Consider the following 22196-nt stretch of genomic DNA (forward strand, 5'->3'; position numbering starts at 1 on the left):
TCTCGCGGGGCCGCGGTGCCACCGTCCAGTCATGTCCCAGACCTCGCCACAACCGGTGACCGCCGCGATCGTCGGCCCCGGGAACATCGGCACCGATCTCCTCGTGAAGCTCCGCCGCAGTGCCTCGATCGACGTCCGGTACGTCGTCGGCGTCGTCGAGTCCGACGGGCTCGCCCGGGCGCGGGAGTTCGGTGTGGACGCCAGCGCCGAGGGCATCGACTGGCTGCTGCGCCAGGACCCGCTCCCGCAGATCGTCTTCGAGGCGACGTCCGCCGCGGCGCACGTCGCGAACGCACCGCGCTACGCCGAGGCAGACATCCAGGCCGTCGACCTCACCCCGGCCCACCTCGGACCGATGGTGTCGCCCCCGGTCAACGGCGCGGAGCACCTCGACTCCCCGAACGTCTCCATGATCACCTGCGGTGGCCAGGCCACGATCCCGATCGTGCACGCGGTCTCCCGGATCACCCCGGTGCCCTACGCCGAGATCGTCGCCTCGGTCGCCTCCCGCGGCGCGGGCCCCGGCACCCGCGCCAACATCGACGAGTTCACCGAGACCACCGCCCGCGCCGTCGAGGAGGTGGGCGGCGCGGTCCGCGGCAAGGCGATCATCGTGCTCAACCCGGTCGAGCCGCCGATGATCATGCGGGACACCGTGTTCTGCGCGATCGGCGCCGAGGCCGATCGCGACGCGATCACCGCGTCGGTGCACGAGATGGTCGCCGAGGTCCAGCAGTACGTACCCGGCTACACGCTGCGCGCCGAGCCGCAGTTCGACGAGCCGCAGCAGTCCTGGGACGGCAACGCCCGGGTCGGGGTCTTCCTGGAGGTCAAGGGCAACGCCGACTACCTGCCCGCCTACGCAGGCAACCTCGACATCATGACCGCCGCCGCGGCCCGCGTCGGCGAGCTGATGGCCAACCGGACCAAGGAGAACGCCGCATGAGCCGGCCCGTCCTCGAGCACGACATCCGCATCATCGACACCTCGCTGCGCGACGGCAGCCACGCGATGGCCCACCGGTTCACCGAGACCCAGGTACGCGACACCGTCCGCGCCCTGGACCGGGCCGGACTGGAGGTCATCGAGGTCTCGCACGGCGACGGGATCGGCGGGTCGTCGTTCAACTACGGCTTCTCCCGCACCGACGAGATGACGCTGATCGCCGCCGCCCGCGAGGAAGCGGCCCGGGCGAAGATCGCGGTGCTGCTGGTACCGGGGATCGGCACCGCCGACGACCTGCGCCGCGCCCGCGACGCCGGGGCGGACATGGTCCGGATCGCGACCCACTGCACCGAGGCCGACGTGTCCCCGCAGCACTTCGGCGTCGCCCGGGAGCTCGGCATGGAGACCGCCGGGTTCCTGATGATGGCCCACCGGACCTCACCGGAGAACCTCGCGCGCCAGGCGCGGATCATGGTGGACGCCGGCTGCCAGGCCCCCTACGTCACCGACTCGGCCGGGGCCCTGCTGATGCACGAGGCCCGCGCCCGGTTCGAGGCGCTGCTGGCCGAGGTCGGTGACGACGCCTGGGTCGGCTATCACGGACACCAGAACCTCAGCCTCGGCGTCGCGAACTCGGTGATCGCCCAGGAGGTCGGCGTCCGCTACATCGACGGGTCACTGTGCGCCCTCGGCGCCGGATCGGGCAACTCCCCCACCGAGGTGCTGGCCGCGGTGTTCGACCGGCTCGGTGTCGGGACCGGCCTCGACGCCGGCGCGGTGATCGACGCCGCCGAGGACGTCGTCCGCCCGTTCCTCCCGCGGTGGCCGAAGATGGACCGCAACGCGATCGTCCAGGGCTGGGCGGGTGTCTACTCGTCGTTCCTGCTGCACGCGGAGCGAGCCGGCGACCGCTACAAGGTCGCCCCGCACGAGATCCTGCGCCGCTGCGGCGAGCTCGGCTACGTCGGCGGCCAGGAAGATATGATCATCGACGTCGCGATGGAACTCGCCGGGGAGCACGCACATGCCTGACACCGTGTCCGATCCCCTGGCCGATCCCGTCGCGAAGGCGACGGCGCTGTTCGAGGCCCGGCGCACCCGGGTGCCGATCGCGCCGTTCACCGACACCGAGCCCGATCTGACGATGGCCGACGGCTACGCCGTCCAGCGCGAGCTCGTCCCGATGCTGCTCGCCGGTGGCGACGAGATCGTGGGTTACAAGGTCGGCCTGACCTCGACGGCGATGCAGCGCCTGATCGGGGTCGACTCCCCCGACTTCGGCCCGGTTCTGGCCTCCACCCGCTACACCGGCGGCGCCGAGGTGCCGCTGGACCGGTTCATCGCCCCCAAGATGGAGGCGGAGATCAGCTTCGTGATGCGCGAGCGGCTGGCCGGGCCCGGCGTCACCACCGAGGACGCCCGCAGCGCGATCGCCGGCGCCGTGGCGTCGATCGAGATCGTGGACTCGCGGATCGCCGACTGGCGGATCAAGCTCGCCGACACGGTGGCCGATCTCGCGTCCAACGGCGCCTTCGTCGCCTCCGACGACGTCGTGGACGTCGCCGGCATCGACACCCGGCTCATCGGCATGGTCCTCTCCCGGGACGGCGAGGTGATCGACACCGGAGCGGGTGCCGCGGCCCTCGGCGATCCGGTGGCGGTCGTCGCCTGGCTGGCGAACGTGCTCGGCGAACGCGGCCTGGCGCTCGAACCGGGTCATCTGGTGATGACCGGGGCGCTGCATGCGGCCGTCCCGATGGCGGCGGGTGAGACCTACCGGGCCGAGTTCGACCGGATCGGCACGGTCGAGGTCCGGGTCGTCGCGTCATCCTCGTAGATCCCGAGGCTGATCCGTGTCCTGGGAGTGCCGGTGCCGGATCGGGCACGCCGCACTCCCGGGACGCAGATCATGGAGGGTTCGACCTCACAGGGTCGCGAGGATCTCCAGGTCGTCCGGCCCCGGCGCTGCCAGATAGACCGGCTGCCGGACATGTCCGCCCCGCACCACCAGCTCGCCGCGGGGGCCGGTGTACCGGACGTCCTCGGCGTGGGCGTGGATGCGGCCGACATCGGTGCTGCCGGCGGCGTCCAGGAGCGCGGCGAGCAGGAGTATCCCCTCGTAACAGGACTCGCCTGCGCTGTTGAGCGTCGGTGCGTCCGGCCCGAACGCGCGGGTGAAGTCGCCGCCGAAGGTGAGGCTCTCCGGCGTCACCAGGCTCTCGAAGAATCCGGCGGCGGTGAACAATCCCCGGGTGCCGGCGGGCTCGGACGCGAGCAGCATGTTCTCGTCCATCAGCGGGGCGAGCCGAGGCAGATCCTGCAGGCCGGCCTCGGCGAACTGGCGGTTGAACCGGACGGCGTCCGACCCGACCAGGAACATCAGTATCCCGCCGTCGGCGCGCCGGGTCAGGCGTCGCAGCACCGGGGTGAAGTCGTCGGTGCCCAGCGGCACGTAGAACTCCTCGTCGAGGGTCGCCCCGCTCGCCCGGGCGTACGCACGGCTCGCCCGCACGCTGCCACGCGGCCAGGAGTAGTCGTTGCCGACGACGGTCCACCGCCGTACGCCGAGCTCGCGCGCCATCCAGGCGATGGCCGGGCAGACCTGGGCGTCCGGGGTCTCGCCGGTCAGGAACACCCCCGGCCGGTGCTCGCCACCCTCGTAGAGCGCCGTGAACACATAGGGGACGCGGCCGGCGACGGCCGGGACGACCGCCTCCCGGACGGCGGAGATGTGCCAGCCCACCACGGCGTCGATCCGCCGCGCCGAGATCAGCGAGTCGATCTCGGCGGCGACCGCCCGGGGGGCCGCGGCACCGTCGATCGGCACCGTGCACACCTCGCGGCCGAGAATCCCGGAGCCGGAGTTGAGCTGCCGGACCGCGAGCTCCGCGCAGAGCTCGCACGACGGCCCGTACATGCCGGCCGGGCCCTGCAACGGAACCACCAGGCCGACCCGCAGCCGATCGGGTGCCACGTCGCCACCACCGCCAACCTGTCGAGCGGGCCCGTCCGTCGCACACCGCGGCCGGCGGTATCTCGGCGGACACGGACCATCTGCGCCGGTCCGCCGGCGGGCGACACCGGGGAACGCGCGTACCCGGTGGAACCGCCGGTCCGCCATGTTAACTTCCGTGCAGAGTATTTCACGAGTGAAGGATTCGTGGTGCGCGCCGAGGATGGACCCGCTCTCGCCCGTTCGCTGACGGTGTTGCAGCTGCGCGTGGCCGCACGCCTGCGGACGGCTCTCGCGGCCGCCGACGCCTCGCTGGAGGAGTGGTGGGTGCTGGACTACGTGACGGCGCATCCCGGTCGACCGACCAGTGAGGTGGCGGCGCACGCGTTGCTCCCGGCCGCCAGCATGACCAAGCTGGTCGACCGGCTGGTGGACACCAACGCCGTCTACCGCAAGTCGGACTCGTCGGATCGGCGGCGCTGCCTGCTGTTCCCCACCGTTCGCGGACTCGATCGGCATGCCCGGCTGCGCTCCGCGGTCGACGCCGAGGACGCCGCGATCGCCGACCTCATCGGCTCGGAGGTTCTGCTGGATCTGGGACGCGCCGTCGACGACGCCGCGGGCCGTCTCGCACCCCGCGGCGGGCAACCGATCGCTTGACAATATTACTTCCCCAGGGAACTGTTCCTGGCGGAAGCTGTGTCGGGGGTCACGCCCCACTCCCTCGAGGCGACACCTGCCGGTTTCCCGATGACCACGCTGTTCGGTCGATGTCGCCGGAGGAGCCCGTGCATCTCACCCCCAAGGACCAGGACCGGTTGCTGCTGTTCCTCGCTGCCGAGCTCGCCCGGCGACGCCGGCAGAAGGGGCTGCGTCTGACCTACCCGGAGGCGCGTGCCCTCATCGCGGACGAGGTGGTCGAGGCCGCCCGGGGCGGGGCCGGCGTTGCGGAGGCCGCGGCCGTGGGGGCGAGCCTGCTACGCGCCGACGATCTGCTGCCCGGCGTCGCGCCGTTGATCGGCACCGTTCAGGTCGAGGGATTCTTCGAGGACGGTCAGAAGCTGGTCACCATCCACGACCCGATCCGGCCCGCGGCGAGCGCCGGTACCGATGCCGGCACGGCCACCGCGAAGGGCGACGAGGAGCAGGCGCACGTCCCGGGCGAGCTGCTGGTGGAGGACGGCGAGATCGTGCTCGGCGAGGGGCGCGCCACCGCCGTGGTGACCGTGGTGAACACCGGCGACCGGCCGGTCCAGGTCGGGTCGCACTTCCACTTCTTCGAGGCCAACCGCGCGCTCCGGTTCAACCGCCGGGAGGCGTTCGGCATGCACCTCGACATCCCGTCGGGCACCGCGGTGCGGTTCGAACCGGGTGAGGAGCGTGACGTCGCCCTGGTGGCGGTGGGCGGCACCAGGGAGATCCACGGGCTGAACGACATGACCAACGGTCCGATCACGGCCGAACCCGCACCGGCACTGCTCACCGCACTCGCCGAGCACGGGTTCCTCGACACCGGCGCGACGCCGGCCTGAGGAGGAACTGATGGCGACACGGATCTCTCGGCGGCAGTACGCCGAGCTCTTCGGCCCGACGACCGGGGATCGGGTGCGGCTGGCCGACACCGAGCTGCTGGCCCGGATCGAACGCGACGACACCGTCTACGGCGACGAGTCGGTGTTCGGCGGCGGCAAGACCATGCGCGAGGGCATGGCCGTGCACAACACGGTCACCAACGAGGCCGGCGCACTGGACTTCGTGATCACCAATGTCGTCCTGCTGGATCCGGTGCTGGGCATCCGGAAGGCCGACATCGGGATCCGCGACGGCCGGATCGCCGGGATCGGCAAGGCCGGGAACCCGCGGACGATGGACGGGGTGCATCCCGATCTCGTCATCGGCGCTGGCACCGACGTCCGCGCGGGTGAAGGGATGATCGCCACCCCGGGGGCGATCGACGTGCACGTGCACTTCGACAGCGCCGGGCTCGTCGAGGAGGCAATCTCCAGCGGTGTCACGACGATGATCGGGGGCGGCCTCGGCCCCGTCACGGTCGGCATCACGAGCTCGGGGCCGACCAACCTGGCGCGCATGCTGCGGGCGGTGGAGCAGTTCCCGATGAACTTCGGGTTCCTGGCCAACGGTTCGGCCGCGCACACCGCCCCGCTGCTGGAGCAGGGCCTCGCGGGCGCGATCGGTTACAAGATCCACGAGGACTGGGGCGCGACCCCGGCCGCGATCCGCGCGTCGCTCGACGCCGGTGACGAACTCGGGATCCAGGTGCAGATCCACACCGACACCCTGAACGAGGCGGGCTTCTACGAGGACACCATGCGGGCGATCGCCGGCCGCCCGATCCACACCTATCACGCCGAGGGCGCCGGCGGCGGTCACGCTCCCGACGTGCTGCAGGTCGTCGGCGAACCACACTGCCTGCCGTCGTCGACCAACCCCACCAACCCCTACACGGTGAACACCTTCGACGAGCATCTCGACATGGTGATGGTCTGTCACCACCTGAACCCTCGGGTCCCCGAGGACGTCGCGTTCGCCGAGTCGCGGATCCGGCGCGAGACGATCGCCGCCGAGGACGTGCTCCACGACATCGGGGCGATCTCGGCGATGGGGTCGGATTCGCAGGGCATGGGGCGCATCGGCGAGACCGTGGCGCGGACCTGGCAGCTGGCGTCGCACATGCGGCACACCCGTGGCCCGCTGGACACCGACGCGGGCACCGGTGCGGACAACGCGCGGATCCTCCGCTACCTGGCCAAGATCACGATCAACCCGGCCCGGCTGTTCGGGATCGAGCACACCGTGGGCTCGCTCGAACCGGGCAAGCTGGCCGACATCGTGCTCTGGGACCCGCGGTTCTTCGGGATCCGGCCGGAGGTGGTGTTCAAGGGCGGGTTCCCGACGTGGTCGGTGATGGGGGAAGCGAACGCCTCACTGATGACCTGCGAGCCGCTGCTCTACCGTCCGCAGTGGTCGGCGTTCGGCAGGACACCGGCCGACGTGTCCGTCACGTTCGCCGCCGAGGCGGCGATCGAGGGCGGCCTGGCCGAACGCCTGGAGCTGTCCACTCCCCTGCGCCCGTGCGTCGGCGCCCGCACGCTGACCAAGGCCGATCTGCTGCGCAACGACCACGTCCCGCAGATCCGGGTGGATCCGGAGACCTACCGGGTCGAGGTGGACGGTGAGCACTGCACCTCCACACCGATGACCCGGGTCCCGCTCGGCCGCCGCTACACGCTCAAGTAGGAGGAGCCCTCCGATGGACCACGCGCACAGGACCGGCGGGCCGGCGTCCGCGATCCGGATCGGCATCGGCGGGCCGGTCGGCTCGGGGAAGACCCGGCTGGTCGAACGGCTCCTGCCGCTGCTGGACGACGCGGGCGTCGAGACGGCCGTGATCACGAACGACCTGGTGACCGACGAGGACGCCCGCCGGGTCCGGGAGAGCGGCCTGCTCGACCCGGACCGGGTGCTGGCGGTGGAGACGGGCGCCTGTCCGCACACCGCGATCCGGGAGGACCCGTCGGCCAACCTGGTCGCCGTGCACTCGCTGGAACAGCGCTTCCCGGGTCTGCAGCTGGTACTCATCGAGTCCGGTGGCGACAACCTGGCCGCGACGTTCACCTCGGACCTGGTCGACTTCTGGCTGTTCGTGATCGACACCGCCGCCGGGGACGACATCCCGCGCAAGAACGGCATCGGACTGCTGCAGGCGGATCTGCTGGTCGTCAACAAGATCGATCTCGCCCCGCTGGTGGGGGCCGATCTCGACCGGATGCGGGCGGACGTGCGCGCCGCGCGGCCGTCGTCGCCGAGTGTGTTCGTCGACCTGCGCAGCGGGACCGGGCTCGACGAGCTCTTCACCCTCCTCGTGCGGCACGCCCAGCTCGACGTGCGGACATCGGTGTGACGCTGGAAGCCGTCCGGGGCGCGACCGGCCGCGCGCCGGGGCCCGTCCGGCCCGAGGTGCCACCCGGGCTGCTCGACGTCGAGCTGGTCCTGGCGGCGGACGGCCGCACCCGGGTCGAGCGGCTGGTGCAGAGGTTCCCGCAACGGGTCACCACGCCGATGTACCTGGACCCGGCCGCTCCCGGGACGGCGTTCCTGTGCGTGCAGAACCCCTCCGGCGGGGTGTTCGCCGGCGACCGGCTCACCACCCGGCTGCGTGCGGCACCCGGCGCAGGTGTGCAGCTCAGCGGCCAGTCGGCGACCCAGGTCTACGCCGGAGGCGCGGCCGGTCACGACTACCGGCTGATCGTCGAGCCGGGGGCGGTGCTCGAGCACGTCCCCCGGACGACGATTCCGCACCGCGACTGCGACTACCGCCAGCAGGTCCACGTCGAGCTGCGGGGCGACGGGACCTACCTCGGCTGGGACGTGCTGGCGGCCGGCCGGATCGGTCACGGGGAGCGGTTCGCCTTCCGGGCGGTCGATCTGCGCACGTCGGTGTCCTGCGACGGTGTTCCGGTGGCCACCGAGGCGCTCCGGATCGTCCCGGCCCGCAGGCACCCCGCGGAGCCGGGGGTGCTGGGCGGGTGGGACTACGCCGCGACCGTGCTGCTGGTGGCGCCGGCGCGTGCCCGGTCGGTCTGGGTGGAGCTGGCCGACGAGCTGGCCACGACCTGCGAGCTGCGCCCGGATCGTGTCGCCGCGGTCAGCGAGCTGCCGGACGGGGCGGGGCTGGTCGTGCGGATCCTGGCCGGGCGGGCGCCGGCCGTGCACGGGGCCCTGCGCGAGACCTGGGCGATCGCCCGCAGGATCCTGCTCGGACGATCCTCGATGCCGGAGCGGATCCTGTGACCCCGGCGACGGGGAACCCGGAGGAAGCCGGAGCGGCGCCCCTGGTCGAGACCGTGCTCGGCGACGTCTCCGAGGCATGCTGGAGCGGCCGGGAACACGACCTCGTCGACGTCGGATGGGGCGACGCGGCCAAGCACCGCCGGATGCTGCGCACGATCTCGGGCCGGGAGGTGGCCCTTCGGCTGCCCCGCGGCTCCTTCCTCTCCGACGGCGACGTCCTGCTCGACGACGGAATCACGATCGTGGTCGTCCGGCGGCCCGCCGAACCCGCGATCGTCGTCGACACCGCGTCCTACTCCGAGTCCGAGGCGATCCGGGCGGCGCTGCTGCTGGGATACGCGCTCGGCAACCAGCACGCGCCGCTGGAGCTCACCCCGGACGACGTGCGGGCACCGCTGCTGACCGGGCCGGACACCGCCCGCCGGACCCTGGCCGAGCTGGGACTGCGCGGCTCGGTCCACGAGACACCGCTCGCGGCCCACGGCTGGACGACGACATCGGGGGAGCATCGTGACGCGCACCGGCACGACTGACACCGCCGCCCACGGCACCGCGGCCGAGGCCCGGCTGGCCTGGCTGACGCTGCAGGACGGCACGTTCCCGGCAGGGCGGTTCGTCCACTCGAACGGGCTCGAGTGCTGGCTGGCGCAGCACCGCGACGCCGGGGAGGAGGACATCGGCCGGCTCGCACGGGCCTGGCTGGCCGGATCGGTGGCGACGCTCGACGCGGTCGTCCTCGCACACACCTGGCGTGCGCCGGAACGGGCGGAGACCTACGACCGCCTGCTGCGGACCTACCGGATGTCGGCGGCCGCACGAACGGCATCGGAGCTGCCCGGCAGGCAGCTGGCGATGGCGATCACCCGGATCGCCCCGGGCACCGACCGCACCGGATACCTGGCCCGGGTGCCGGCCGGCGAGGTACCCGGCAATCTCCCTGTCGTCGAGGGCCTGGTGCATCGGCACCTCGGGATCGGCCTCACCGACGCCGTACTCGGCTCGCTGCGTGCCGCGCTGGCCGGCCTGTTCTCGGCGGCGGTCCGGCTCGGCAGGCTCGCGCCGCTGGCGGCCCAGCGCCTCCTGCTCGACAGCGGCCCGTCGATCGTCGAGCTGGCCGGCGTCGCGACCAGCACCGAACCGGCGGACATGAGCGCGACGGCACCGGAGCTGGAGCTCTACGCGATGCGGCACGAGCGGGCCAGGGCGCGGCTGTTCACCAGCTGAGCGCACCGCGGCGGCGGTTCAGATGATCAGCGAGGTCTGCACGGTGTAGCGGTCCGCCCGGTAGACGTGCCGGCCCAGCTCGACCAGCGCACCGGCGTCGTCGTACACGGTGAGCTCGGCCGTCACGCAGGCCAGCAGGTTCGGGCCCCCCAGCAGCGCGGCCTCGTCGTCGAGCTCGAGCCGGGCACCGATGGTCTGGTACGCGAGGGTGACCTGCGCACCCTGCTCACGCAGCAGCGCGTACAGGCCGCGCTGGCCGAGCACCGCGTCGTCGAGCTCGAACCGCGCAGGCAGGTAGTTCGTCATGATCGAGAGCGGCTCGCCGTCGGCCAGCCGTACCCGGCGCAGCATCTGCAGCGGCTCGTCGGCGGGCAGGAGTTCGCTCAGCGCAGGCACCCCGGCGGTGCCCGGCGTGCACGGCTCGTGGGCCAGCAGCCGCGTCTCGGGGGTTCGTCCGGCATCGGTGAGATCCTCGTAGAGGCTGGTCAGGCGCACGTCGCGGTGGATCGCGGGCTGGACGACCTGGGTGCCGAGCCCGCGGCGCCGGACGAGCAGCCCCTTGCGCACCAGCTCCTGGATCGCCTGCCGCGCGGTGGGCCGGGCCAGCCCGAGCCGCTCGGTCAGGGCGATCTCGTTCTCCAGCCGGTCCCCCGGCCGCAACACACCGCGGTCGATCGCCGCCTCGATCGCCTGCGCGAGCTGGTGGTACAGCGGCACCGGACTGGCTCGGTCCAGCACGACATCGAGCTGGACGGCCTCGGATCGAGTGGCCATGCGGGCACTGTAGCCGGACGTCCGAGATTGTCCTTATGTCTGTACAAAATATTGACCGATAGGTACTTCGCGTCATACGGTCTGCGACGTCATCACCGCAGTCACCCGAGAGGTCGCCGAGGACCATGACCGAACCCGCCGAGATCCTGACCTTCGGACGCGCAGGTGTCGACATCTACCCGCTACAGGTCGGTGTCGGCCTGGAAGATGTCTCCTCGTTCGGGAAGTTCCTCGGGGGGACGACCGCGAACGTGGCCGTCGCCGCCGCCCGCCTCGGCCGCCGGGCCGCGATCATCACCGGCGTCGGCGACGATCCCTTCGGCCGCTACGTCCGCCGGGAGCTGCACCGCCTCGGCGTCGACGACCGGCACGTCGTCACCAGCACCGCGTACCCGACCCCGGTCACCTTCTGCGAGATCTTCCCGCCGGACGACTTCCCGCTCTACTTCTACCGCAAGCCGAGCGCCCCCGACCTGCAGGTCGCCCCGTCCGACCTGGATCTCGACGCGATCGCCGACGCCGGCCTGCTCTGGCTGTCGGTGTCCGGTCTCTCCGAGGAGCCGTCCCGGGCGGCGCACCACGCGGCACTCGGGGCCCGCGACCGGGGCCACGGCCACACCGTGCTCGACCTCGACTACCGGCCGATGTTCTGGGAGAACCCGGCCGCCGCGACCGAGCAGGTGCAGAAGGTCCTCGGCCGGGTCACGGTCGCCGTCGGCAACCGCGAGGAGTGCGAGGTGGCGGTCGGTGAGACGGATCCGGAGCGGGCCGCCGACGCGCTGCTCGACGCCGGCGTCGAGCTCGCCGTGGTGAAGCAGGGCCCCAAGGGGGTGCTCGCGAAGTCCCGCACCGAGCGGGTCGTCTCCCCGCCGCTGCCGATCTCCCCCTACAACGGCCTCGGCGCCGGCGACAGCTTCGGCGGATCGTTCGCCCACGGCCTGCTCGCCGATTGGCCCCTCGACCAGCTGCTGAACCGGGCCAACGCGGCGGGCGCGATCGTGGCCTCCCGGCTCGAGTGCTCCACCGCCATGCCCACCTCCGCCGAGATCGACCTCCTGCTCGCCGGCGGCGACCCGAACGAGGGCCGATGACGACCGTGCGCCCGACCGACCAGGTATTCGCCGCGTCCTACGACGAGGTCCGCGAGATCCGGGCCACCGCGCCCGAGCGCATCCCGGCCCTGCTCGCCGCCCGGCGGCGCCGCCCGTTCGTCCCGTCGGACGGCCGGCTGATGATCGTCGCCGCGGACCACCCCGCCCGTGGGGCGCTGGCCGCCGGCGGCCGCACGGACGCGATGGCCAGCCGTCCCGATCTGCTCGACCGGCTCACCACCGCACTCGCCCGTCCCGGGGTGGACGGCATCCTCGGCACCGCCGACATCCTGGAGGACCTGCTCCTGCTCGGGGCACTCGAGGACAAGGTCGTGATGTCCTCGATGAACCGGGGCGGCATCCAGGGCGCCACGTTCGAGCTCGACGACCGGCAGACCGGCTTCGACGTGCAGTCCACCGTGGAGTCCCGGTTCGACGGGATCAAGACCCTGACCAGGGTCGACCTGGACGACTGGACCCCGATCTACGACCGGACCGAGCTTCCCGGCTACTACGTCGCGATCGGCACCAGCGGAAACCAGTTCAAGAACGCACCGGTCGTCGGACAGTTCATGCGAACGATCATCGACCGGGTCGAGAACGGCGCCGACCACGACACCACGCCGCTGCTCTTCACCGCACCGCACACCGGCGCCACGATCGACCTCGGAGCATTTTCGCGGCAACGCCCGGTGAACGCCCACAGTTCGGGAACCGTGCTGGGCTGAAATCGACTCGACGGTCGATCGACGTACACTTCCGTCGGAATTGACGGCGGCAGGATCGGACAGTGGCGGGATCCGCGTCACGGCGCCGTGGCGCTCGCCGACCGAGACATGCAGCACCCCTCACGAAAGGACACTGAATGAGCAATATTCTGCACGGCTGCCTCTCCGACACCGAGTATTTCGAACTCACGGCGTCGTCCGGGCACTCCTACGGCGTCTGGGTGACCACTCCCCCGGGATACGCGGACAGCACGGACTCCCTGCCCCTCATCTATGTACTGGACGGCAATTTCGCGGTCGGTCTCACCGCACCCCTCATCGTGACCCAGGCCGACCCGTATCTGACGGTCGCCCCGTACATCCAGATCAGTGTCGGCTACGCCGGCGCGGAGGCCGAGGACTGGGCGACGATTCGCAATCGCGACCTCGTGCCGCCGGGAGAGCCCGTCAGCGAGGTCATGGTGTCGACGCTGACGGCAGCTCGCGACTCGGGTGCGATGTCCCAGGAGCAGGTCGATGCCTACCTCAGCGAACTCGCGAACACCCGCGCCGACGTCTTCCTCGATTTCCTGACCGACGAGCTCCATCCGCACCTGCAGTCGCGGCTGCGCGTGAGCGAATCCGGACACGGGCTCTTCGGCTACTCCTACGGAGGGCTCTTCGCGCTCTATGCATGGCTGCGCGATGCACCTCTGTTCTCCACCGTCGGCGCCGGCAGCCCCGGCGTCACATCGACGGAGAGCCAGATCTTCACCCTGATCGACGCATTGCCGGAACCCGATGCCGACTCGACCACTGCGCGGCTGCACCTCACGCTGAACGAGGTCGAACTACTCGGCTCCATCCCGGTGTATCGCGGACTGGCGCAGAACATGCTGGCCGTCGTCGACCGTCTGCAGGACAAGGGGCGCTCGTCGGGGGTTTCCAGTGCACTGTTGCGTGAAACTCACGTCACCGGATTGCAGGCATCCTTTCTGGACTACCTGAAAGAGTGCCATTCGCAGCCGGAGTAGGCCCTGGTGACGCTCTCGGAGTTGACCCGCTCCCCGCGGGGCGCGAGTTCGCGCCCCGCGGCTGTGACGATCCGATGCACCGCCCCGATGCCCTGAACTCCGGCTCCTACCAGGCGTCGGGCGCGATCTCGGCCGTCATCTCGCGCCACGAGACCGGCTCGGTGCAGTGCGCACAGGTCATCCGCGGGGCGGCGGGATGGCCACAGCTGCGGTGGACCAGCCGCACCGGCGGCACGTCGTTCTTGTGCTTGTCGCCCCACGACATGAGCGCGAGCAACACCGGATAGAGATCCGCCCCCTTGGCGGTGAGCCGGTACTCGTGACGTTCCGGGTTCTCCTGATAGGGCACCCGATCCAGCACGCCCTCGGCGACCAGGACCCGCAGCCGGTCGTTGAGCACCCCCGAGCCCAGCCCGAGCTTCGACCGGAAGTGGTCGTAGCGGCGTTCGCCGCGGAAACACTCGCGCAGGATCATCATCGTCCAGCGCTCGCCGATCACCGACCAGGTGCGGGCGACGGAGCAGTACACGTCCTGCAGATCGTCGTGCTTCACGTTCCAGATCATAAGACACGATTCGAGTCCATGCAGCTTGCGAGCCCGGCGACCACGCCCTACGGTCGGACTCGAATCAAGTCTCACTCCCTGGAGGTCGACGATGCCCTACTACCGGTTCACAGTCCCCGCCGGCGACGCGACGCTGCAGCACAAGGCCGAGGTCGCGGCGGCGGTGACGAAGGTCCACGTCGAGGTCACCGGTGCGCCCGCCGCCTACGTGCACTGCGCGTTCGTCGAGGTGCCGCAGGGCAGCGTCTTCGCCGGTGGTCGTGCCGTCGACGGCCCCCGGATGGTCGGGCTGATCCGGGAGGGCCGTTCCACGGAGGTGCGGGCGGCGCTCCTGCACGCGATCGCCGACGCGTGGTGCGCCGTCACCGGGGCACCGAAGGAGAGCGTGGCGATCTTCCTGCACGAAGTGCCCGGCGCGAACGTCCTGGAGGACGGTGAGATCCTCCCCGAAGCCGCCGACGATCCCGTGGTCGCCGGGTAGTCCGCCCGGCCGGCGGCCGTCGGTCGTCGGTCGAGGCGGCTCCGACGAGGTCGCGGATCCGCACCGGATCCGCACGGTGGGCCCATCGACCTCGACGACCTCCGAGCCGGTCACCTCACGCCAGAAGCGTGCCCGGGGCCGGCTGGTACGGCTGGAAGAAGTCGTTGGCAGGTGCCCCGGCCAGGGTGAGCACCAGCGACGGCACCGACACACCGTCGATCTGCTCGCGGATGATATCGGCATGCCCCGCGTGCCGGGCCCACTCCTCGACCAGGTGCACCAGATGATGACGCGCGTGGATCGGCCGGGCGTCGAAGATCCCGTGCCACGGCGCAGGCGGCGCCATGGCGTCGGCGGCCGGGTCGGTTGCGGCGATCGCAGCCAGCAGCTGGATCCGCAGCTCGTCGAAGTCCTTGATTGTTCCGGCGACCGTCTCGTCCTCGCGGACGGTGAAGCTGTCGGTGAACGCGGCGAAGGCTGCCGCATCGACCGGCTGCTCGGCGACCTCGGTCGTCCACCGCTGCAGTGCGCCGCGCATGATGTGGGCCGCGTGCTTGATGATGCCGCCGACCGAGAGCGCACTCCGGCACGGCGTCTCGCGGGCCTGTTGCTCGGTCAGGCCGAACGCGGCGGCTCGGATGGCCGTGAGCTGCTCGTCGATGTAGTTGACCAGGCCTGTGGCTTCGTCGTGCCGGGCGGGTGGGTACATCGTGTGGCCTCCGGATCACCTGGGTGGGAGCCATGACCCTGACAGCCGTAGCGGTCAGCTTCTGTCCTCGATCAGGCGGTCCGAGTGTCTGGATCGGCTCACATTCACGGACCGGACGGACGCAGACCACTGATCGCGACCGACAGCAGGCGCGCGCGCCGCTCCGGGTCGGGGCCGGCCTGTTCGTGAGCCCAGGAGGCTCCACCCATCAGCGCGACGACGTCCGGCACGGTCAGATCCTGCCGGATCCGATCAGCCCGCTGAGCCCGGCGGAGCAGTCCGCCGATCGCGTCGTAGAGCCGCTCGACGACCTCCGGGTTCGTGTCCTTGACGTCCTGCACGTCGGTGCCGGAACGAGCGAGCGCTGCGCTGAACTGGTGCTTCGTCGCCGATAGTTCGACCCATCGGTGGAAGAACGAGACGAAGGCGGCGTCGGCGTCGGCCGCCTCGCCGAGCTGCTCGGCCTCGACGGTCAGCTGCGTGAGACGCCCGACCACGACCGCCTCGATCAACAGCTCCTTCGTGGGGAAATGCCGGAACACCGTGCCGATGGCGACGCCGGCCCGGCGAGCCACCTCCTCCGTGGAGGCGGTCGGACCGGTCTCGGAGAAGACCTCGTCGGCGGCTTCGAGCACCCGCTCGCGGTTCCGGCGCGCATCGGCCCGGAGCCGCGTCGGCGGAGTGTGGGCAGCAGCCTCGCCCCGCGTCGCCATGTACTCCCCCGCCCTGCACCCCGCCGCCTCGGCCCCGGCCGGCAGTGGTCCTGTCGCCCGGCCACGCTACCGCGGCGGTCTACGCGCCGATTAAGTCGAGTGGATACTCATTATAGTAAAATGAGCACCTACTCGACTTACACCCTGGGAGATGCGACCCCGATGACAACGATCGTGATGACCGGCGGAACCTCCGGATTCGGGCTGCTGACCGCGCACCGGTTCCTCGAGACTCCGTCCACCCGGCTCCTGCTCGGAGCCCGCGGGCCCGCCCCGGCCGGGGCGGAGACGATCCCGCTCGATCTCGCGCGGCTGTCGAGCGTGCGCTCGTTCGCCGAGGGCGTGGCTGACCGACTCGGTACCGGCCTGATCGACGCCGTCGTGCTCAACGCGGGCGTCAGCCCTCCCGACGTCGACGGCCGGACACCCGACGGCTTCGAAACCGCGTTCGCCGTGAACCACCTCGCCCACTACCTGCTCCTCCGATTGTTGGCGCCCCGCCTCGCACCGGAGGCCGTCATCGTGCTGACGACCAGCGGCACCCACGACCCCGCCGGCGGCACCATGATTCCGCCGCCCCGGCACGCGAACGCCGAACTGTTGGCCCACCCCGAACGCGACCCGGGGCAGGAGACGAGGCCTCGCGCGGCGGCGGGACAGGCCTACTCGTCATCGAAGCTCTGCAACATCCTCACCGCGCGCGCACTCGCGCTGCAGCCGGAGGTGACGGCGAAGAACGTGACGGTGCTGGCATACGACCCGGGCCCCACCCCGGGAACCGGTCTGCTCCGCAACGCACCGCCGATGGCGGGCCTCGCGTGGCGCGCTTCCGGCCCCCTCCTGCGCAGGCTGGTCCGGCGCTTCAACAGCAAGGAGGCAGTCGGCGGAAACCTGGCCGCGATCGCGCTGGGAACCGTCCGGCCGGCTGCCGGTCAGTACTACGCGGCCGTCCGGCGCGACGAGCTCACCTGGACCAGGCCATCGGAGCTGGCTCGCGACGACCGTGCCCGGGACGCGCTGTGGCAGGACAGCGCGGTGCTGCTCGGCCTGGAGGCGGACCGTTCCTGACCCGACGGTGGCTCGGCCACCGGCCCGCCCCGTCGAGCAGGTTGCGCACGACCTGCTCAGTCGTCGTCCCGGTCGATGTCGTGGTCGAGGATCTCTCCGGTGACGGCATCGACGTCGATCTCGTGCTCGACGGCGCCGTCCCGGATCTCGATCTCCCAGTGGTCGCGGTCGTACCGGTCGTCGTCGTCATCGAGGTCGGCCCGGTCGAACTCGACCTCGGTGACCCGCCCGGCGCCCGCCCGATCCAGTGCGATCCGCTCGGCGGTGGCCCGGTCGACGACCGGCTGCGGGGTGCCCTGTGCGGCAGGGTCCGGACCGGCCCCGGGGAGCTCCGGTGCGCTCGCCGCGGCCGGTGCGACCGGAACCTGGGCGGCGCCGGAGCCGGAGCCGAGGGCCAGCGCGGTTCCACCACCGATCAGGAGCAGGCCGGTGGCGGCGATGGCGGCGATGGTCGTCCTGGTGAGCATTCGGGATCGTCCTCCGTGACGTCGGGTGAGCGGCTGTCGCTCGGTGTCGGGACGAACGATGCCGCCGGGGGCACCAAGGCCGCGCTACCTGATCCCTAACGCCGCGTTAGTGATCAGCGGGGCCGATCCCGACCTGCACCACCGGGGGCGTATCGATCGGGCAGCCCGAACAGGCGGGGTGCGGCCCGGTCGCGAGGGGGCTCCCAACGGGGCTCGGAAGCCCGGAAGCGGGTGACGGTCTCAGCGCTGCGGACCGGCGAGCTCCAGGACCACCTGCAGCCCCGCCCCCGGCGGACCGGACAGGATCAGCCGTCCCCCGGTGGCGTCGGCGGTCCGGCGGGCGATGTCCAGCCCCAGGCCGGTGGACCCGCCGCCGCTCACCCCCCGCGAGGTCGGGTCGGCACCCGGCGGCAGGCCGGGGCCCGCGTCGTGCACGACCAGCCGGGCACCACCCGCGGTGCGCCTGCTCAGCTCGACGCCGAACGCCGTCCCGTCCGGCGTGTGCGCGAAGACGTTGCCCAGCAGCGCGTCCACACACGCCTGCAGGTCGCCGGGAGCGCAACCGACCGGCAGCGGGCCGTCCGCCAGGTCCAGGGTGACGGCGCGGTCGGTGTCCTCGGCGAGCACCTGCCAGAACGCGACCCGCTCCCGGACGACGGCGGCGGCGTCGGCGGCCCGGCCCTCGCCGCCGCGCCGCCGGGCCTGCTCGATGGCGCCGGTGACGGCCCGCTGCACGCCGTCCACCCCGGATGAGATCCGGGCGGACTCGTCGGGGTCGCGTAGCGCCTCGGCGTCGAGGCGCAGCGCGGTCAGCGGGGTGCGGACCCGGTGTGCGAGATCGGCGACGTTCTCCCGTTCCTCCCGCAGCAGTTCCGAGATCCGCCCGGCGAGCCCGTTCAGCGCGCGGGCGACGACACCGAGCTCGGCGGGGGCATCCGGGTCGGCACGGGCCGCGAGATCGCCGCCGGCCAGCTGCTCGGACACCCCGGACAGGTCGGTGGTGGCGTCCACCAGCGAACGTGCCAACCGGTCGGCGATCAGCAGCCCGCCCGCCAGCAGGGCGAGCGACAGTCCGGCCAGGAGCAGCCAGGAGCGGGCGACGCCGCGGGTCAGCTCGGCGTCCGGCACGAACACCCGGATCACGCTGTTGCCCGCCGTCGCACCCTGGACGGAGAACACCATCTCCCGCCCGCCGGGTGCCTCGGTCGACGCACTCACCCCACGCAGCCCCAGCTCGACCAGGTCGCTGCGCGGTGCCGGCGCTCCGAGAACGGTCCCGTCGGCCAGGACCACCGACACGTCCCCGGCGTTGCGGTCGTCGGCCAGCGCGACGGTGGGCTCCATGGTGGCCCGGTCGGCGGTCGCGACCAGCGGGGTCAGCGACTGAGCCTGGGTGGTCGCGGTGGACAGCGCGGTGTCCACCGCGACCGTCCGGACCAGCACCGCCAGCGGGACGGCGAACGCCACCAGCACCAGCAGCACGGTCGCCCCGACGAGCACCAGGATCCGGCGCCGCATCAGCCGCTGCCCGGTGGGCCGTCAGGGGCCGACAGCCGGATCCCGACCCCGCGTACCGAATGCAGGTAGCGGGCCCGCTGCGCGGTCTCGCCGAGCTTGCGGCGCAGCCAGGACAGGTGCACGTCGACGGTCTTGTCGGCGCCGCCGTAGGGCTGCCGCCACACCTCGGTGACCAGTTCCCGCTTACTGACGACCTGGTCGGCGCGGGCGGCCAGATAGTGCAGCAGGTCGAACTCGCGCGGGGTCAGCTCCAACTCGGTGCCGTCGAGCCGGGCGCGCCGCGACCGCGGGTCCACCGACAGCTCCCCGACGACCACGGTCGGATCCGGCGATCCGTCGCCGAGCCGGCGCAGCACCGCCCGGATCCGGGCGTCCAGCTGGGCCGCGGCGAACGGCTTGACCAGGTAGTCGTCGGCGCCGGCATCGAGCACCGCGACGATCTCCGACTCGTCGTCGCGGGCGGTCGCGACGATCACCGGGACACTGCTGGCGCCACGCAGCATCCGCAGCATGGTGGTGCCGTCCATGTCGGGCAGGCCGAGATCGAGCACCACCAGATCCGGCCGGTTCCCGACGGCGGACTCCAACCCGGTCATCGCGGTCGGCGCGGAGTCGACGGCGTGTCCGCGCTCACCCAGACCGCGGATCAGCGCACCGCGGATGGCGGGGTCGTCCTCGACGATCAGGATCTGGGCCACGAGACCAGAACCTAGTTGCCCGCCCCGGCCGCGTGGGCGCCCCGGACGGGCTTTCGGGCCTCCTTAGGGATGCGTTAACCGTCTGCCGGGGCATCCTGTGCGGGTGAACCCACCGAACAGGCGCACCACCCGGATCGGGCTCGCCGCCGGGCTGTGGGTCGCCGCGGCGGCAGGCGCGCTGCTGCTGGGCCTGACCGCGGTCGGCGCCATCGGCAGCGGCCTGGCCGGCGGCCGGTCGGTGCAGCCGCTCGCCGCAGAGGAGGTCAGGGCCGAGCTGGACCGGCACGGCGGCCCCGCGACGGGTCCCGCACCCGGTACGACTCCCGGCACCGGTTCGGCACCCGGCCCCGCGCCGGAGCCGGTCGGCGTGGTCCCGGCCGGTGCGGCCGGGACGATCCTGGTCCGCTGCGAGGGCGGAACGCCGTACGTGGTGTCGGTGAACCCGGCGCAGGGCTTCGAGCGCGATGACGACGACCTCTCGCCGGACCAGGTCGAGTTCGACGGCGACGACGTCGACGTCCGGGTCACCCTGAGCTGTGCCGACGGCACCCCGGCCGGCCGGGTCGAGACGATCCCCGACGACTGAGCATCCCGGACACCACCCGTGCCTCGACCGGGACCGCCCACCACCGCCGGCGCGCACGCGGACCGCTCACTCCGATCGAGTTCGAGGCGCTGCTCGACACCGCCCACGTGACCTGCCCCACCTACCAAGATCGGGTCAGCCGATCTCGGGGCAGCCCCGGCGCCCGAGAAGTCGGCTGCACGGCCCGGGCAACCACGCCACCGTTCCACCGTGACCGCCAACGGTGAACGCACGGATCGTGCAGCCCGGCGTGTGGGGATCGCCGGCGGCGCGCTCATGGCCGTGACCTTCGGGATGGCCCGCTACGCCTACGGCCTCACCCTGCCCGCCGTCCGCGCGGACCTCGGCCTCTCCGACGCCGTACTCGGACTGATCGCCGGCGGAACGTTCCTCGGATTCCTGCTCGCGCTGCTGCTCGCGACACCGGTGTCCGCACGTGTCGGCCCACGAGCCACCACAACCCTCGGCGGCCTCGGTGCCGCGACCGGCAGCGTCATCATCTCCACCGCTCACGCACCGTCCGTCCTCGCAGCCGGAGCGCTGCTCGCGGGTAGCGCGGCCGGCTGGGTGTGGGCTCCTTACTCCGACATCGCCGCCCAGGTCGCACGCCCCGGGGAACGGCAGCGCCTGCTGGCATGGATCACCACCGGAGCCGCCGCCGGGCTGCTCGCCGTCGGACCGCTCGCGCTCGCGACGTCGACGTGGCTGTCCTGGCGCTGGCTGTGGGCGGCGCTGGCCGTCCTCGCCGCCGGCGCGACGGCGTACTTCACCTACGCTGCCGACAGCGCCGAGCGGGGCGGACTGGGCGCGGCCGCCGGCCCCATCGTGTTCACCCTCGTCGGACTCACCGGGCTCGCCGGACTCCGGACGGGCACGCTCGTGACCCGCTTCCGGCCGGGCCCGGTCGCTGCCTGCTCGCTGGTGCTGACGGCCGCATCGCTGGCGCTGCTCGGACTCGGGGCCGGATCGCCGCCATCCGAGCAGAAGGAGTGCCACTCTTGCAGCCGTGGCGTTCCTCCAGCTCACCGCGATCATCGTCGACGACTACGACGAGGCCGTCGCGTTCTTCACCGGCGCCTTGGGGTTCGAGTTGGTCGAGGACTCCCCTGCCTCGACCAACGACGGCCGGCCCAAGCGGTGGGTCGTCGTCCGCCCGCCGGGCGCCGAGACGGGGATCCTGCTCGCCCGCGCCGACGGAGAGCGCCAAGCGGCGGCGGTCGGGGACCAGCATGCCGGGCGGGTCGGGTTCTTCCTCTCCGACGACGACTTCGAGGGCCGATACGCACACATGCGGGCGGCCGGGGTCAAGTTCCTCACCGAACCACGGACCGAGCCCTACGGACGCGTCGTCGTGTTCCGTGACGTCGCCGGCAACCGCTGGGACCTGCTCGGTCCGGCGAGCCCGCCGTGAACGATTGCGCTGCCCGGTACCGCTCGGCTCTCGACGATGTCGTCGAAGCGACCGATCACGCGTAGCCGCAGGCCCGGAAGGTGGCCTGCCGGATCTCCTCCGCCTCGGCCACGGTCCAGCCCAGACGCGCCGCCGCTTCGTCAGGCGTCATCATGATCGGGACGTCCCAGATGCGACCGAGTTCCAGCTTCCAGTAGGCCAGCGTCCGGCCGCCTTCACGTTCGGCGTGGTCGCGGATCCGGGTGTCGGCGATGCGCGCCGGGTCGTCGGCCCGCCTCGACGCGAATCACGCCATCTCCTCGGCGTTCAGGTGTGCAACGGCCATGACGCCCCATTCTGCGGTGGCTGCCGAGCGTACGACGTCGGCCACCGTCGAGGTCGACCCTGGACAGACACTCGGTTGGCCACCCAACCCGGCCCAGATCCTTCACGCTCGCGCC

25 protein-coding genes and 1 pseudogene are annotated in these 22196 nt (G+C 71.9%); 18 read left to right on the top strand and 8 right to left on the bottom strand.

What is annotated here, in order from left to right; translation table 11 throughout:
• Positions 1 to 31: 31 nt before the first annotated feature.
• Genes Pdca_RS19015 through Pdca_RS19025 form a run of 3 tightly spaced genes read left to right on the top strand, consistent with a single transcriptional unit; the run spans position 32 to position 2782 of the window.
• Entirely contained in the window at positions 32 to 946 is a 915-nt protein-coding gene (locus Pdca_RS19015; RefSeq protein ID WP_085912753.1) for an acetaldehyde dehydrogenase (acetylating), read from the top strand.
• The gene (gene dmpG, locus Pdca_RS19020) at positions 943 to 1977 is read left to right on the top strand and encodes a 4-hydroxy-2-oxovalerate aldolase (protein WP_085912752.1); all 1035 of its coding nucleotides are present in this window, start codon (positions 943 to 945) and stop codon (positions 1975 to 1977) included. Before Pdca_RS19015 ends, dmpG begins: the two co-directional genes overlap by 4 nt.
• Positions 1970 to 2782, top strand: coding sequence for a 2-keto-4-pentenoate hydratase (locus Pdca_RS19025; RefSeq protein WP_085912751.1), 813 nt, complete (start codon positions 1970 to 1972; stop codon positions 2780 to 2782). Before dmpG ends, Pdca_RS19025 begins: the two co-directional genes overlap by 8 nt.
• Positions 2783 to 2869: 87 nt before the next feature.
• Here the strand turns inward: Pdca_RS19025 and Pdca_RS19030 are convergent, their stop codons facing one another.
• Positions 2870 to 3919 (bottom strand): substrate-binding domain-containing protein, encoded by a 1050-nt coding sequence (locus Pdca_RS19030; RefSeq protein ID WP_232021051.1) that lies wholly within the window; start codon positions 3917 to 3919, stop codon positions 2870 to 2872.
• 189 nt (positions 3920 to 4108) lie between these two features.
• Here Pdca_RS19030 and Pdca_RS35655 point away from each other — a divergent pair, with 189 nt between their 5' ends.
• The 7 genes from Pdca_RS35655 to Pdca_RS19065 all read left to right on the top strand — a co-directional run bounded on the left by Pdca_RS35655 (position 4109) and on the right by Pdca_RS19065 (position 9934).
• Positions 4109 to 4558 (top strand): MarR family winged helix-turn-helix transcriptional regulator, encoded by a 450-nt coding sequence (locus Pdca_RS35655; RefSeq protein ID WP_158092142.1) that lies wholly within the window; start codon positions 4109 to 4111, stop codon positions 4556 to 4558.
• 128 nt (positions 4559 to 4686) lie between these two features.
• Positions 4687 to 5430, top strand: coding sequence for an urease subunit beta (locus Pdca_RS19040; RefSeq protein ID WP_085912852.1), 744 nt, complete (start codon positions 4687 to 4689; stop codon positions 5428 to 5430).
• 10 nt (positions 5431 to 5440) lie between these two features.
• Positions 5441 to 7156, top strand: a complete 1716-nt coding sequence (gene ureC, locus Pdca_RS19045) for an urease subunit alpha (RefSeq protein WP_085912748.1) — start codon at positions 5441 to 5443, stop codon at positions 7154 to 7156.
• A gap of 13 nt (positions 7157 to 7169) precedes the next feature.
• Positions 7170 to 7820, top strand: coding sequence for an urease accessory protein UreG (ureG, locus tag Pdca_RS19050; RefSeq protein WP_085912747.1), 651 nt, complete (start codon positions 7170 to 7172; stop codon positions 7818 to 7820).
• Entirely contained in the window at positions 7817 to 8710 is an 894-nt protein-coding gene (locus Pdca_RS19055; protein ID WP_085912746.1) for an urease accessory protein UreD, read from the top strand. Before ureG ends, Pdca_RS19055 begins: the two co-directional genes overlap by 4 nt.
• Complete coding sequence (locus Pdca_RS19060; protein WP_218031419.1) at positions 8707 to 9243, top strand: urease accessory protein UreE; 537 nt, start codon at positions 8707 to 8709, stop codon at positions 9241 to 9243. The genes Pdca_RS19055 and Pdca_RS19060 overlap by 4 nt, the downstream gene beginning before the upstream one ends.
• On the top strand, positions 9221 to 9934 hold the full coding sequence (locus Pdca_RS19065) for an urease accessory protein UreF (protein ID WP_158092141.1): 714 nt from the start codon (positions 9221 to 9223) through the stop codon (positions 9932 to 9934). The genes Pdca_RS19060 and Pdca_RS19065 overlap by 23 nt, the downstream gene beginning before the upstream one ends.
• Positions 9935 to 9952: 18 nt before the next feature.
• On the opposite strand, the gene Pdca_RS19070 is transcribed toward Pdca_RS19065, so the two are convergent.
• Complete coding sequence (locus Pdca_RS19070) at positions 9953 to 10708, bottom strand: GntR family transcriptional regulator (protein ID WP_085912744.1); 756 nt, start codon at positions 10706 to 10708, stop codon at positions 9953 to 9955.
• Positions 10709 to 10833: 125 nt separating this feature from the next.
• On the opposite strand from Pdca_RS19070, the gene iolC reads away from it, so the two are divergent.
• The 3 genes from iolC to Pdca_RS19085 all read left to right on the top strand — a co-directional run bounded on the left by iolC (position 10834) and on the right by Pdca_RS19085 (position 13540).
• Entirely contained in the window at positions 10834 to 11799 is a 966-nt protein-coding gene (iolC, locus tag Pdca_RS19075; protein WP_085912743.1) for a 5-dehydro-2-deoxygluconokinase, read from the top strand.
• A complete protein-coding gene (locus Pdca_RS19080; protein WP_166665842.1) occupies positions 11796 to 12527 on the top strand; it encodes a Cgl0159 family (beta/alpha)8-fold protein in 732 nt (243 codons plus the stop codon). The genes iolC and Pdca_RS19080 overlap by 4 nt, the downstream gene beginning before the upstream one ends.
• A 137-nt stretch (positions 12528 to 12664) precedes the next feature.
• Positions 12665 to 13540, top strand: a complete 876-nt coding sequence (locus Pdca_RS19085) for an alpha/beta hydrolase (protein WP_085912742.1) — start codon at positions 12665 to 12667, stop codon at positions 13538 to 13540.
• Between the two features lie 106 nt (positions 13541 to 13646).
• Here Pdca_RS19085 and Pdca_RS19090 read toward each other — a convergent pair whose 3' ends face one another.
• Entirely contained in the window at positions 13647 to 14093 is a 447-nt protein-coding gene (locus Pdca_RS19090) for a winged helix-turn-helix transcriptional regulator (protein ID WP_085912850.1), read from the bottom strand.
• Between the two features lie 103 nt (positions 14094 to 14196).
• Here Pdca_RS19090 and Pdca_RS19095 point away from each other — a divergent pair, with 103 nt between their 5' ends.
• Entirely contained in the window at positions 14197 to 14586 is a 390-nt protein-coding gene (locus tag Pdca_RS19095) for a tautomerase family protein (RefSeq protein WP_085912741.1), read from the top strand.
• A 115-nt stretch (positions 14587 to 14701) separates the two neighbouring features.
• Here Pdca_RS19095 and Pdca_RS19100 read toward each other — a convergent pair whose 3' ends face one another.
• Both Pdca_RS19100 and Pdca_RS19105 read right to left on the bottom strand, forming a co-directional pair.
• Complete coding sequence (locus Pdca_RS19100) at positions 14702 to 15295, bottom strand: mycothiol transferase (RefSeq protein ID WP_085912740.1); 594 nt, start codon at positions 15293 to 15295, stop codon at positions 14702 to 14704.
• Between the two features lie 104 nt (positions 15296 to 15399).
• Positions 15400 to 16008: a TetR/AcrR family transcriptional regulator gene (locus Pdca_RS19105; RefSeq protein WP_085912739.1), complete on the bottom strand. Its 609-nt coding sequence runs from the start codon at positions 16006 to 16008 to the stop codon at positions 15400 to 15402.
• A 120-nt stretch (positions 16009 to 16128) separates the two neighbouring features.
• On the opposite strand from Pdca_RS19105, the gene Pdca_RS19110 reads away from it, so the two are divergent.
• On the top strand, positions 16129 to 17076 hold the full coding sequence (locus Pdca_RS19110) for an SDR family NAD(P)-dependent oxidoreductase (RefSeq protein WP_197719769.1): 948 nt from the start codon (positions 16129 to 16131) through the stop codon (positions 17074 to 17076).
• A gap of 56 nt (positions 17077 to 17132) precedes the next feature.
• Here the strand turns inward: Pdca_RS19110 and Pdca_RS19115 are convergent, their stop codons facing one another.
• The 3 genes from Pdca_RS19115 to Pdca_RS19125 form a co-directional block, all read right to left on the bottom strand.
• Positions 17133 to 17543 (bottom strand): PepSY domain-containing protein, encoded by a 411-nt coding sequence (locus Pdca_RS19115; protein ID WP_085912738.1) that lies wholly within the window; start codon positions 17541 to 17543, stop codon positions 17133 to 17135.
• A 240-nt stretch (positions 17544 to 17783) separates the two neighbouring features.
• A complete protein-coding gene (locus Pdca_RS19120) occupies positions 17784 to 19061 on the bottom strand; it encodes a HAMP domain-containing sensor histidine kinase (protein ID WP_085912737.1) in 1278 nt (425 codons plus the stop codon).
• Entirely contained in the window at positions 19061 to 19759 is a 699-nt protein-coding gene (locus tag Pdca_RS19125; protein ID WP_085912736.1) for a response regulator transcription factor, read from the bottom strand. The genes Pdca_RS19120 and Pdca_RS19125 overlap by 1 nt, the downstream gene beginning before the upstream one ends.
• Positions 19760 to 19862: 103 nt before the next feature.
• Between Pdca_RS19125 and Pdca_RS19130 the strand changes: the two genes are divergently transcribed.
• The 3 genes and pseudogenes from Pdca_RS19130 to Pdca_RS19140 all read left to right on the top strand — a co-directional run bounded on the left by Pdca_RS19130 (position 19863) and on the right by Pdca_RS19140 (position 21756).
• Positions 19863 to 20345: a hypothetical protein gene (locus Pdca_RS19130; protein WP_125911471.1), complete on the top strand. Its 483-nt coding sequence runs from the start codon at positions 19863 to 19865 to the stop codon at positions 20343 to 20345.
• A 276-nt stretch (positions 20346 to 20621) separates the two neighbouring features.
• Positions 20622 to 21122 (top strand): annotated as a pseudogene (locus Pdca_RS38040) (MFS transporter); the annotation flags it as partial.
• Between the two features lie 229 nt (positions 21123 to 21351).
• Positions 21352 to 21756, top strand: coding sequence for a VOC family protein (locus Pdca_RS19140; RefSeq protein ID WP_085912734.1), 405 nt, complete (start codon positions 21352 to 21354; stop codon positions 21754 to 21756).
• Positions 21757 to 22196: the final 440 nt, after the last annotated feature.

It is taken from the genome of Pseudonocardia autotrophica, assembly GCF_003945385.1.
GTDB classification, from domain to species: domain Bacteria; phylum Actinomycetota; class Actinomycetes; order Mycobacteriales; family Pseudonocardiaceae; genus Pseudonocardia; species Pseudonocardia autotrophica.